The 13671-nt window shown below is 62.0% G+C and carries 4 protein-coding genes and 1 pseudogene; all 5 read right to left on the bottom strand.

Annotated elements, in window-relative coordinates; genetic code table 11:
• Positions 1–8: 8 nt before the first annotated feature.
• The 5 genes and pseudogenes from ACG3SL_RS07955 to ACG3SL_RS07975 all read right to left on the bottom strand — a co-directional run bounded on the left by ACG3SL_RS07955 (position 9) and on the right by ACG3SL_RS07975 (position 13433).
• Positions 9–1997, bottom strand: coding sequence for an RNA helicase (locus ACG3SL_RS07955; RefSeq protein ID WP_448664597.1), 1989 nt, complete (start codon positions 1995–1997; stop codon positions 9–11).
• A gap of 18 nt (positions 1998–2015) precedes the next feature.
• The gene (locus ACG3SL_RS07960) at positions 2016–7559 is read right to left on the bottom strand and encodes a DEAD/DEAH box helicase (RefSeq protein ID WP_448664598.1); all 5544 of its coding nucleotides are present in this window, start codon (positions 7557–7559) and stop codon (positions 2016–2018) included.
• Positions 7560–7571: 12 nt separating this feature from the next.
• Positions 7572–8639 (bottom strand): hypothetical protein, encoded by a 1068-nt coding sequence (locus ACG3SL_RS07965; protein ID WP_448664600.1) that lies wholly within the window; start codon positions 8637–8639, stop codon positions 7572–7574.
• Complete coding sequence (locus ACG3SL_RS07970; RefSeq protein WP_448664601.1) at positions 8636–11473, bottom strand: hypothetical protein; 2838 nt, start codon at positions 11471–11473, stop codon at positions 8636–8638. Before ACG3SL_RS07970 ends, ACG3SL_RS07965 begins: the two co-directional genes overlap by 4 nt.
• A gap of 1178 nt (positions 11474–12651) precedes the next feature.
• Positions 12652–13433, bottom strand: a pseudogene (locus ACG3SL_RS07975) (IS5 family transposase).
• Between the last annotated feature and the right edge of the window lie 238 nt (positions 13434–13671).

Below are 13671 nucleotides of genomic sequence, written 5' to 3' on the forward strand. Positions count from 1 at the left end.
AAGCCGCTTCAGATCGCGGCCGCATTCTCGAAACCGATCAATTCGATGATGTCGGGTCGCGCCTTGGCCGCCTTCAGCAGAGCATCGCGCACGAAGCTCTGCTGCGGTCCGATGTTGATGACGAGCGTATCGATCGCCCGCGTCAGCGGGATCATTACCCATCGGGACGCATGCAGCGTGGCAAGATCGTCGGCCGATGCATAAAGGTCATCGACGGAATGGCCTTCGTTGAGCCACTGGGCATGCTTGTAGTCCCAGAGTTCGTCCAAGCCGTAATTGATAACGGTCCAGCCCTCGAGGCCCCGGCATGAATCATATTGGACGAAGCGCAGTTGGTCGCGGTTCGTCGCGAAATGTTCCCGAACCTCTTGGCTCGTGCCGTCCCATACCCTGTGGCCTAAGGAAACGAACTCCGCGGCGGGCTTGCACATCCCGCCACTGTGGGCGGTGCCCGCCAATGACGGAGGTACGCAGGCCAGGAGATCGACCGGCGCGTTTTTCAGCGCCTCCGCCTCGTCGCACCACTCCTTCAGACGATCGGGATGGGAACTTAGATCGCCCTCAATGATAATGACGCGGCCGCCGGCAGCATCGGTGTTCGGCTCCAGATCCCAATCATCGATCCCAAGGTTCGTCGCCATATCGGACACGAACGTCGCTAGATTGGCTTTCATCCGCATGCAGCGCGTCAGGCGCCGTTTGCTTAGCGATGCCTTGCCGACGCCCGCGCTCCAGTCCGCCACGGTCTCGCGGACGAACTGGTCGACGCCGTCGGAGACGACTAGGCTTTCCGGGCCATAGATTTCCCGCAAGATCGCAATCTCGTCCGATGGCCAATCCTGCCCCTCGTCGACGAGCACGCTGTCCCAGCCGAATTGATCGCCCTGATCGCGGATGAGTTTGTCGATATCGTCGCGGCTGACCGCACCCGAATCTAGATAGGCGAGTAGCGCCTCTTTGTGTTCGGCGTAGCGTTCCAGAAAGTCGTCGTAGCCGTCGACTATGCCCAGCGCCATCATGAGCCGGCCAAAGAAGCCGTGCGCCGTCTCAATTCCGATGCCCCCGGTCTCCACAGCGCGGGGCACGCCGAGAAGGGCCATCGACCGCCGAAGGTCCGCAACGAGCGCCTTGTTGAAGGTGAGGACCAGCGAGCGCTTTTCGTCGAACTGGTAGGCCCGATACGCCATCTGCAGAAGTATGACGGTTTTGCCGACACCACCGCGGCCTTTCAGCAGGATCTGCTTCTCGCCCATCTCCTGGATCCAATTGTCAGGGAGCGCCTGCTTCGCGATCAGGTCCATGCGTTTGCGATCGAGGGGCGTCGGTTCGAGAACGTCGAACAATTCGAAGCTTGGGTCGAGGATCTTTCGGAAGACGTCTGTCGATCCGAAGTTCAGATTGGCGAAATTGCCGGATCGGACAGGGTTTGAGATCTGCCCCAACGTGTTCAGCAGCCTCTCGAAGCTCGTGTCGCTCGCGATGAAATTATGGGGCCGTGGCGGAAGCTGCGCTTCCTTCAGCCCCGAGAACATCACCAGTTCCTGGACGAAGATGCTCCCGCCACCTCGATCGCGCAGATATTTTTTGAACTCGAACATCTGCTTGAACGCCTTCTCGGTGACGCACTCCCCGTCCTTCTTGTTGCTGTATTTGACCGTGGCGGTCCTGCCTTCGAACCGAACACCGGGGGCATCGTGGGACTTCTCCTCAATCAGAAGGGCGAAGTTTCGGATGGAGGCACCCCTCGGAACGAACGGCTCTCCCTCGGACGGACAGAATTTCATTTCCGCATCGAACGATCTCGGCGTCGCGAAACTGCCGACAACGATGATGTCGAGATCCTGGAATTTGTACCCATACATTTTGAAGCCGACGAACATCTTGACGGTGCCGTCCTTGCTCTGCGCAAGATCGGGCCACAGTTTCAGCATCTGCTTGCGCAGGTGAACCGCAGCTTCATACTCCTGGCCGCTGTTCACACCCAAAATCTCGATCACGGGCTACATCCTGTCGTTTCAAGCGATCTCGGAAAGAACAGAGAGCGATGCCGCCGGCAAGTTGCCCCGGACTAGCAGTTCGTTCACCGGGATCACGAAGAGATCCGGCCAGTTCTCACGCATCTCGACAATCCTAGGGTCGGCCGGATGGTCGCCGGTCAATCCGCCGGCGAGTGCGATCGCAAACCGCTGGCCGTTCGATCGCGTGGCGAGGATCGGAATCGTCACCGACCCCATCCCTGGGACATCCACGTCGACATCGAGACCGAACTGAACCCCGTCAGCCTGGCGCTCGAGATCCTGGTGGAGCAGGAGCGTCGAGGTCTTGATCCGCCGCGAGTCGAAGGGCTGCATCTCGCCGCTGATCAGATATGCGAGCAGTTCCGCGCCGACATGCCGATCGAGCAATCCATGCTCGAACTTGTTCTTGAAGCTGCGCAGGCAGCGATAGCACGAGGCGTCGCAATTCTCTGGGCAGGTCTTCATCAGCGTGAGCGCACGCTTGAACAGCTCTTCGCCGCGGTGGGCCAACTGGCCGGAGAAGCCCGCGCCGCCGGGGAGAGTATCGTAGAGGAATATCTCCGCCTCGAGCCCGCTTATCCCCGCTGGCGTCACCGCCGGACGATATTCCGCCATGAGTTCTCCCGGCTCGATCTCGAGCATCGACGAGGCGGCCTTGGCAATCGCCTCGCTCACGGTCCTCAGCGCGACGTCCGTCGGATAAAAACCTGGCTTCAGCTTAAGCGGCGCCGCTACACGCAACGAGAACAGCGCGATATCGGTAATGAAGTCCGTGCCCAGGACGAGGTGCCGGGTCGTGCCCGCGCCCTCGCACATCGGTTCTTTCGCGTCAGGATAAGGCTTCTTGTGAGGGCCGCCAAGCATCGCTGTACTTTCGGCGCTGGCCTCGATCACCCCACATTTCGTGCAGTAATTATAGCCCTCCTGCTTCGGTCCGGTGTTGGACACCAGCAGATGCTTGCGATCGGGCATGCCGCGGATCCGATCATTGATCGCGATCCACTTCTCAGTGTCGGCCGGGGTCGGCATCGTCAGCTTCGCCCGCGTCGCATAAGCCGTTTCGGGCATGTCGTCGGGCGAGGTCATCTCGTCCACATAGACGGGATGTGCAAAACCCGGCGGACGCAGCCAAAAGTGCGTCGGCCCGAAGGTACCCTCGCCGCCGCATGCATGGCAGTCGTCGATCACCCCGGGCTTGAGGCCCTCGTCGAGGGGAACCGTCTGTGCGAAGTGGCAATCGGAACATTCGCGATAGAGGCGTCTGTTCTGCCACGCCTCGACGCGGTCTTCCCACATCGGCGAATAGATCGCTCCCGACGTGTAGCACTTCCCAGAGATCCATACCGTCTTGCCCGGCGCATATTGCGACAGCGCGACCGGCAGAGATTGCGACGGCGCAAATTTCATCACCGGGCGGAAGTCCGTCGATCGGTCGATATCGAACACGTTGAACGGCGCCACGTCGGTCGGAAACGCGTAGCGCGGCAACACGCCACTATACAGCAGCCGGTCCAGCAATTTGCCGGTCTGCGCCTTCTCGGGCGGAACCTCCTCGCCTACCTCTTCCTGAATCTCGATACCCTCGCCGTCCGGCTCCTCGAAGACTTTCTGACCGCCGAGCACCTTGCCCTTAAGGGCGTCGTCGATCGCCTTCAGGCAGTCGACCGCCATGTCATCGAGCAATTCCTGCCGGTCTTCTGGCGATAGCTGGCTCGGAATCCAGTCGGCGACGGAATCCCGGAGCGGCTTGGCATTTTTCTTCAGCCACGCTTCGAAATCGGCGCGGTTGAGGACTTCTGCGCCCGACTGGAATCCGGGGACGGTGCCGAGCACCGAAAACAGATTCGGATCGGCCTCAGGATCGAAACCCGGAATCCGATCCTGATGATAGCGCTGGAGGAGATAGGCGCGGACATGGCGACGCACGATGTCGGGATTGTTGAGAGTGAGCTTGGGGTCGACCACTGGCCCCGCGATCATTGCCTCGGGGTCGCTGAAATAGTGTTCGTCGTGGCTATCGGCGCTTCCGAAGGCCACCACGGTCGCGACCGCGTTACCCCGGCGTCCGGCACGGCCCGCGCGCTGCTGGTAGTTAGCGCGACCGGGCGGCATGTTTCGAAGGGCGACGCCAGACAGCGCGCCAATGTCGATGCCGACCTCCATCGTGGTCGTGCTCGAGAGAATGTCGATCGCGGTCGAGCGGTTCGCCGCCGCGCCCCAATCGAGGGCCACGTCCTGGAAGAGAAGCTCATTCTCCTCCGCACGCGAAAAGACATCCTCGCTCTGCGGCGCATTGAGCTGCGCCGTATGTTCGGCCGCGATCAACGCCATCGGCCTGTGCTCGGGATCGTGGAGCGCCGCTACGACAGGTGCCCGATAATAGCCCTTGCGGGCGACGAAGACAGCATCCGTGGCGGGATCGAGCGGGACGATTTCGCCACTGCCGCAATCGAGGCAATGCGGGAGCTTCGGTACGGGCCGGTGAACCGAGCGGCACGCGCCGCAGCGCACCCACTCGCCGTCCATGAGCAGCGACAGGTTCTTGCCGGCGAGGCGCTTGAACCCGCTTTCCATCTCCTCAGCGAAGATCTGCATTAGGGCAGGCTGCCATTGCTTGTCGAAATGCGAGTAAGCGGTTTTGTCGGGGAGCACGCGACGCATCGCCTTGAACGAGCCCTTTTGCGATCGCACGCTGGTCCCACTTCCGCCGCCCCGCTTGTACCAGGTGCTCGGCATGGCGTTCAGCCAGAAGGCCTTCGGCCTCCAGCATCGCAGCCAGGCGCGGGCCAAAGCGATCTTGTCCTCGTTGGTGTCGGCGATTCCCGGGATCGCCGGTAGCCCGTGAACCGCCGCCGCCTTGTCAGCACTCTCGCACAACGAGGCGAGCGCGAGCGCTTCCAGCCCGAGATGCCGGTCCCTAACGGTCTTGACGATATCGTCGAGCAGGCCCTCCGGCGGACGATCGCCTCTGTTTTTCATCCAGAGCATCATGAACTGTGTCGGATCGTCGAGCGCGCCCGCCTGAACACCGATTTCGATCGCGGCGTCGGCGGCAAAGTTCTCCCCCACCTTGAGTTCGGGTCGGAGCCGGACGCCGAGACCCTTGGAAGCAAGAAGCGCGGCGAAATAAAGATCGTCGAGGCTGAGCATCGATGTGATCATCGGGTGCTGACCAAGCCGGTCGAAGCCCCAGACGATCAGCGTTCGAAGCGCATCGCGCACCGAATAGAGCTGGAGGTTCGGTGCGAGCCTGGCCGCCACCTGACGGGAATCACTGAACACCAGCACCTTGCGCCCCCGGAGCGGGGCGAAGCTCGATGCCGCCTGCGGCCCGGGAGGCTGAACCTGGATCTGCCGCGCGACGAGGGCCTGGAATGGCTGGTCCCCCTTGGTCTGGTGATCCTGAACCGAGGACCGCCCGAAGGCCGCCGTATCCCCGCAGACCGCGCAGGGCGTAAACTGGCCGCGTACCTCCAACCGATTGTCCTGATTGCCCTCATCGTCGGCGGGCGGGGTGACACGGTCCTTGCGCAAGTAGACGGTGCGGGTTCGCGGACTCTGATTGAGCGGGTTAATCCGCCCCGTCTCGAGATCATATTCTGCTATCTCGGCGAGGTCCGGATGCCGGGGCTCCTCCAGCAGGAGATCGAGATCGAGGAGCGGGGCGGTCTCCATCCCCGGCATCTTCAGGCGCCGGCCCGGCTCCGACCACAGGGCGTTCGGCGTGTCGACATCGTCGGAATGGGCGCGCACATGGGCCGCGCCGCAATTCCGGCAGGTGTAGAATTCGAGCACGCGGGCACCGCAACCGCATATCTCGCGGGGCTGGCTATACATCTTTCCGCAGATGCTCGAATGCTCGTTGGCGCCGAGTTCGGTGCAATCGGGATCCATGCATATCCAGAGGCCTGGCAGGCCCCGGTAAAAATTGTGAATGCGGCAAGGCAGCAGACCTGCAGCCTCCGGATTCTCCCGGGCGACACTGCCGAGCGCGAGGAGCGCTGTCACCGCGTGATCCGCCTGATCGGGCGTGTCCGGGAAAAGCTCTGAGCCAAGGCTCGCCACCGGGCGGGCGGCCTTCATGGTCGTGTTCACCAGCAGGCCGAGTGGTGGGAAGGTCTCGAGAGCCGCATAGAGATCGCGGCCGATATCTCCGGTCGGCGCGATGCCACGATGATGAAGGACGGGAGCGATGGCGGCTCGCCGCTTATCCTCGTCCGAGTCGTAGAAGCCCGACAGATCGATCCCAGCCAGCAGGTCGGCGTCCGCACTGCTCCCGGTGGCAGCGTGCGGCCGCAGATCGAGGTCGCCTGTGACGGCGATGAAGCTGTCGGCATCGACCCCGGTCAACTGCGATCCGAAGTCGCCCGCATGCTCCTTCTCGTTGAAACTGGCCGTCGCACAGATCACCTGGAAGCGCTTGACCGGGATACCGAGCCGCGCGCGAAGCCGCCGCATCAGCAAGCCGACTTCCGCACCGGCAGCACCGCGGTAGAGGTGGGCCTCGTCGAGGACGACAGTGAATTTCTCGTCCGGGTTCGCGGCGAGCCAGGCGGCTGTCTGATCGAAGATGGTCCGTTCGATCGGACGCATCAGCATATATTCGAGCATCGAATAGTTGGTGACCAGCAAATCAGGCGCGGCATCCTGCGCCTCGTGGCGCGTGATCAGTTCGGAATCCCCGGGCAGGGTGACCGCCCTTAGCGGTTCGCCGGTCTTTGGGTCCGCCCATCGCGATCCCTTCGCCCCAAACCACTTTTCGAGGTCGGGCTTGGCCGGCCACTTTCCGCGCGCCTTCAACTCGCTGCGAAGCTTCGACGCGCGCTGCTGGTCCTCCGATTGCGGACCCGAGGCCTGCCGCTCGATCTCGACGTAGAAGCTCTCGAACGACGTGAATTTCTTGCTGTCGCGCTTGCTGGAGCGAATGCCGGCATAGGGCGTGCGGCTGGTATAGCGCGCGAACGTCGGCGGCCTGCCCGCCCATTCGGTGAACAGCGCTGCAAGGCGCGGATCGCCGAAAATAGCCCTCAAACGGCCAAGCTGGTCGTTCACGAGCGCGTTCATGGGATAGAGCAACAGCGCCCTGACACCATGCTGGCTGCCGAAGGCCTTAGGCTTGCCTGACGCCTCCCGAGCGAATTTCCCAAGGATTGGCAGGAGGAACGATTCCGTCTTACCCGAGCCCGTGCCCGTCATAATCACGAGGTTCCGCCCGCCGATGAGCGAGTGCCTGATGGCGTCTGCCTGGTGCCGATACGGCGGGTCGAAGAGCAGCCTTGGCTGCTTGCCATCGGCTTTCGCCAACGCCGAGTAGACGGCGAGCGCGGCCGGAGGCAGGCCCTCGATCTTCCCGAAATTCTGGCCGACCTGATATTTGGGCGTCGATTCGAGATAAGGGACCTGGTGGGTAACGCCGGTCCTCTTCAGCAAAGTCTGGCGCTGGCCGATGAGCGTCGCATCGCCGATATGGTACGTTGCCTCGATATAATCTCTGAGCGAAGTGTGCAGTTGTTCGATCGTCTCTTGGATCGTCGCGGCCATACAATTCGGTCCTTACTCTTCGCACTCGAGGAAAAGATATTCTTTAAGGAAAGCCTGTTCTGCCATGACAGCGTTGAGTGGGATACTGAACGACATCAGGCATTTGTCCGAAGCAATCTCCTGCCCGATCGTCGAGAGGCGCCGGCGTGCCCAGTCTGGCAACGGGAAAAACAAGTCGAAGCGCTTGGCGCCATCCAATGTGACGACAAGGTATCGCTGTGGCTTGTTCAGTAAGGCGTCGATCGCAAGTTGGGCACGCCATGCCATGTCGCAGCCTCGATATCGGGACCCGGGGAACGGAAAGTCGACGAGCTTCCTCAGTTCACCGCGTTCGAGGCTCGCATAGCCCCAAAGGTCCGCGCCATAGGCCTGCGGGCGGCGGACGATATAATAGCCGTCCTGGCCCGATGGGGCCACCCAGCGCGCCCGGTAGCTTCGCGTGTCTTTCGTCCAGTCGAATATCTTGAGGTCGGGAACATGGCCTGCCGGCCCCAGCATCGCGAGCTTGGCGTCGAGCCCGGCGATGATCGAGGCCGCGCTCTCCGGCTTGGGGCTGCGCATCCAGGCGTTCAGGGACAAGGGCCGAAAGCCGCTGCTCTTGAGCGATCCCTCGAGATCCTCCCCTGGCAGCGGTTCGAGCACCCGGGCGGGGCCCCTCGTGATCACGCGCTCCCGCCATGCGATCGGAAGAGGAAGGGCGTCATCCGGTGCCATACCCAATATGTAGGCCGTGCCCGATGGATGCATGACGAAGGAAGGTGGCGCGGCGAAGACCCAGGTTGCCTTCACCTTCTCGTCCAGCGTGGTGACGTCGTGGAATTCTAGCAGATCGCCCACGGCAACCAACGCATCCACGCAATCCTCGAGTTGGTCGATCAGATCGGCCATGTTGAGCGCGAGCGCGCGGTGACTGTCTGCCATCGACGACACGAGGGTGCGTGGCGAACACGGGCACAGTTGCCCGGCGAGGCGCCGCATGCCGGCGAACCAATAGGCGCTGTCCACCTCGGTCCTGGCGGGAAGACCGAGATCGTGGCGAGCGGAGGCGATGATTTCGCCCATCTTCACGATCTCGATCATCGGCGTGCCACCTGCGGCACTGCCGGCTGTTCCTCGAACGGCACTGAAGTCGCCACGAAGATGAAGCGAGCCGCTCGCGTCAGGCTCACGGCCTCCTTGGACGACGTGATGCGTTCAGCTATGATCTCCGACCAACGGCCGCCGCGCTCCAACCAGGAGGCGACATGCAGCGCATGAGAGCAGGCCTCGCGCGAGGCGATCTTGTATCGTTGGGCGAGATCGATGAGGTCCTTCGTGCGCTCCGTCGGCGGCATGGTCTGAAAACGGGCAACCTCGCGGGCCACGACGAAATTGAAGGCCGCCGGCGCCCCGGTTGCCCCGGCGAAGCGCTTCAGGTCCGCCACGCCCTTCCGAGAACTGGAATACTCGACCTCGGCGTCCATCCAGTCCGCGCCGCACACGAGTTCGCGCAAGGCGTCTCGCAGCGCGATTGCAGCTCTGTCGCGTCGATTGCCCGCAAGCGGCCCGACGAGCCTGGCCGTGGACCAGAGCGATATTAGGTCGGCAATCTGCGGCATCGTCGACGGCGAGTAGGGCAGGTTCGCTAGGTGCGGCTTCACGAGCAGACCTTGCAGCCCGCCAACGACCGCCGGCATGCTTACGATCAAGGCCTGCTCAATCTCCCCGCAGGCGACGACGCAGAGGCCCCCCTCATTCTCGGGGAGGAAGCCCTCGACTGCGCGTTTGAGGCTGATCGGTTCCGGCCGGGCCGGATGGGAGAAGGGATAGAAGCTAACGGCTGGCGGATCATCGCCCTCATGGTCGTCGACCAGACGCAGGGTCGTGCCGTGCCCCGCTTTGTGCCACGCCCAGCGGACGGGGGCGACATCGCGCTGGAGACTGATTTCGCGCACGCCCAGTAGATCGCCGTCGACAACGAGCCGCCCCGACGCAGCTCGCAGGAAGACCCAGGGGTCCTTCTCTTTAGAGAGAAAGGTCGAAATCGCGCGTTCCCAGCGATCGACCGTCACCGGTAATGGCAACTCGGCAATGAGTTCGCTGCCGAGCTTCGCACCTGCCGCGTCGAGCAAATCCACGCTAATTCGGACATGGTGGTCGGCGGGTCCGAAGACCTGCAATTTTACGTCGCCCTCCCACAATTGGTCGAGGCTCGGGGCTTCGGGCTCAAAAGTGGTAACGAGGCCCGTATGCGCGGAGGTGCCGGCAATCCAAGGCCGAGCATGTCGCATCGATATCTGCAGAAGGCCCGAAATCACGGACGCCGTCTTATCGGTCGGTCGAACTTCGACGATCAGTGCGTGCAGTCCCACGCTCAGATCCGGAAACCTGAGCAATATGGGATCGGAGCGCCCGCCAACATCGACATGCGCGAATTCCGCGTCGAGCTTCACGCAACAGCTCTCGACGGCGAAGTCGGCGAGAAGCGAGACGCAGGGCGTCTCGCCATCCATCCATTCGGCGAAGCCTTCACCATCCCACCGCCTCGCATCGAGGCCGACGGGCGCGAGCCTCACATTCTTGGCGACGCCAAGCTGCAGCGCCCGAAGCGCATCCACCTGCGCGGGCGCAAGCACGGTGGGAAGATCGAGCGCTAGTGCGTTCACCCCGGTGGCCATGATGCGAACGGGATCTCCGAGGGGCGTGGCCGCGATGGGATCCGACGAGATATAGATGTAGCGGCCGCCGGGGCGAACCACCCGGCTGATGATCTCGCGCGCAAGCCCGTCCGGACCGACTTTGAAGAGCCAGGCAGGCCCCGGCGTTATGCACCCGTCGACCCGGAGCAGGTGTTCCAGGATAGGCTGCTCCTTGTCGAATTTGACGATAGGCTCGTTCAATGGTGGCCAAGACGACAAGACACGCCGCTGGTCGCTCTGGAGCAGCCAGCCCGCCGGCAAAGCGCCTGGCGAGCCTGTCACCCGGCAACGGGTCTGGCTGAGGAATTTGCTAAGGTCGGAGCTGATTTCGGCCAGCGGCCGTAACGAGGGAAGTTCGACGACCGGCGTCCATTCGTCAGCCGACACGCGTCGCAGTGTCAGCGCCGGGCGGATTTCCAGCCTACGCTCCTTGGATGCAGGCTCCCTGCGATCCGCGCTCGCCAGATTGCTTTCCTGATGAACAGATGATGTTCCATGAAGGCGCGCGCGCTCAACGACCTTACGGGCATCCTGCAGCCAGGCACGCCCGCTGCCAGCCGTTTGCAGATCGGTGACGATGCGTTCGAGCGCCGCCGGATGGATAAAGCGCTCGACAGCCTCGGTTTTGCCCCCGAGGAGCGCGAACACGATCCTGCCGACGATTTCTTCCTGCTGAAGGAAATTACGAAAGCGGGAACTTGCGTCGTAGTTCATCGTCGCGAGGAAATGGCCCAGTTCCGACGGCGGCGCGTCGATCCGCTTCGCCAGCGCGTGGCGCCACACATATAGCGCTCTCGCCAACTGGAGTTGCAGGTCGCGCGGCAGCAGCGCATGCGTAATCGGGCACGCGATGATGGAGAACCAGGAAGCCCAGGGGCCGGTCGGATTGAACCCCTCGTAGAGATCGTGAAACTTTCCGAACCAGGTTCTCAGTGATCGCCGGTAGAAATGCTGTGTCCATCGGGGAGTTCTTCTCTCAAATGTCTCCCAGAATTCCTCACCATCGTATTCGTAACCCTGCTCGGCGGAATAGACGATCCATAACAGCCAATATTTCGATGTCCGCTCACCTCTGGCCAACGCAGCATTGAGTTGTTGGGCCAGACCCTGTCGTTCACTCGCGTTGAGCCCGTGCTCCAAAGCGAATACTGGAAGGCCGCCAGCGCGGCGCATCTCCGCCAAGGCCCGGAAGTGCGCTTCAAGCCGCGCGTTCCAATCCGCGAGGGCGTCCGACATACTAGATGATGCGAAGCAGTGTGCCGGCAGAGATCACGCGGCTACCTCCGGCGCCAAAGCGACTTCAGCAAGCATAGTTATCTCCCCCTTTTCGCAATCCGACGCCGCGACAGCCCCACATGCAGATTAAGACTCAGGCGCTGAAGAAAATCTAGCGCGATTACGCTTCGACCTTTCATCCGAAATGAAGCTATTTCTACCTCCGACGCCGCAGCGCCAACGTTTTGACGGCGGACTCGCCCGTCATCGGTGTCACGAGATCGTGCCCCTGATCACCAGAGAGATCCTGAGGCTCAAGCAAAAATTGCCGGACCACCGGAAAGCAGAAGACCGCGCCGACGCCTTCCGGTCCGTCCCTGGCGCTGCGCGTGACGATAGGCGGCCCGTGGAAGATGCAGACGGACGAGGGCGCCCGCACCAACCTCTTTTTGACTCTCCAGGGTCAGGGCATCAAGCCGTTCGGGCAGGACATCGATTTGATGGGAATGGCCGGCCAGCTTATCAGTCCTGATGGCGTAAAGGCCTTGAATGGCGAGCTGCAGGAAACGTTTCCTGTCGACCGGCTGCTGACTTTCAACTACTTCAGACGGAGCGGCGTGACCGGCAGCTGCCGGTTAGTTTATGCGACGGATGGCCAGTCGCTCAAAGGGGCCTGCTCCGAGGCGGGGACGACGTTCACATGGAGTGGAACGCGCGGTCCTTGCCAGCGCCTTAGAGCAAGATCGCTTCGACTACTTCCTAACCAGCTGCGATCACGCCACCTCGACTGGCACGAACGGCCGCTTTCAGGCCCGGTCGCGTTCGTCGCGAATGGCCGAAATTGGGGCGCATTCCCGACCGCCCGTTATTCCAATAGCGGCCTGGCTGCTCATGGGTGGAGAGCGGAACGACGGCTTCAAGGCAAGCATGTCGCGGAAGCAGTTGTTTTGATGACCTTGCGGAAGGACCACCCCGCATTGACTGGTGTAAACGGTGAGGGTCAGATTGGCTCCACCGTCAAGGATCGAGCCACAATGCGCATGGAATATCTGAAAAAAATCACGCTCCTTGGAAGCGGGCTTCTTCTCTGTGCAGCCGCAGCACCAGACGTTGAGGGCGACACGGTTTCTCCGATTGACGTCACTCTGTCTGCTTCATGCAAAACAAGTAGCATCAAGATTACTTACCGTAATAGCTGGTTAGGTCCTGTTGACAAAGTTAGGCAGCCACCGGCGGATGGCGGCGAGATTGAGGAAACTGGCGAACGACAGTGCGGTCTTGTCGTACCGGGTGGCAATACGGCGTTGATGCTTGAGGTGCCCGAACATGCGCTCGATGCGGTTCCGGTCTCGGTATCGACGGAAGTCGCAGGCGATGGGTTCGCGCCGGTTGGCCTTTGGCGGGATGATCGGCAGGATACCGCGGATCAATAGGTTCGCCCGGACCGCATCGCCGTCATAGCCTTTGTCGGCCAGCAGCGCCTTGGGCTTGTTGACCGGCAGCGCCATGAGGTCATCGACAGTGCCGTAATCCGACGCTTCGCCGCCGGTCAGGACGAAGCCGAGAGGGCGACCCTGATTGTCACAGCGGGCGTGGACTTTGCACGTAAAGCCGCCGCGTGATCGACCAAAAGCCTCCTTATGAGTCCCCCTTTAGCGCCCGCTGCCGAAATATGGCCGCGAACCGTGGTGCTGTCGATCATGTGCTGCCAGTCGTCGGTCAGCCCGAACTCGACCAGCGTGGCCAGCATCGCATCCCAGACGCCTTGTTCCGCCCAACGCCGGAACCGCACATAGACCGAGTTCCACTTGCCGTAGCGCTCGTGCATGTCCCGCCAGGGGCAACCGACCCGCAGCACATGCAGCATGCCGTTCAGAAATCGCCGGTTGTCATGGGCGGGGCGCGCCTTTCGGCCGCGCTCGGATGGCAGTAGACCTTCGAGCACCGCCCATTCCTCGTCCGTCAGATCGCCACGCGCCATTGCCGCTCCTCGCAAAGAGCAGCCTTGAATCAGAGATCAGCCCGCTTGGGAATCAACTTTGTCAACACCGCCTAGATGGATTTGGTCCACTTGGGCTTACCTCTCTCTCCATCAATGGGAGGAACGCGCCAGAGGCGCTGCTTACTATAAATGCTGCGATCAAAAACGCCCGCATCGAAAAGTTGTCGTTCCTGCAGTGCTACGCCGACCGTAGCACGTTCCATCTCGCTATTGAGAT

The organism is Sphingomonas degradans, assembly GCF_053502645.1.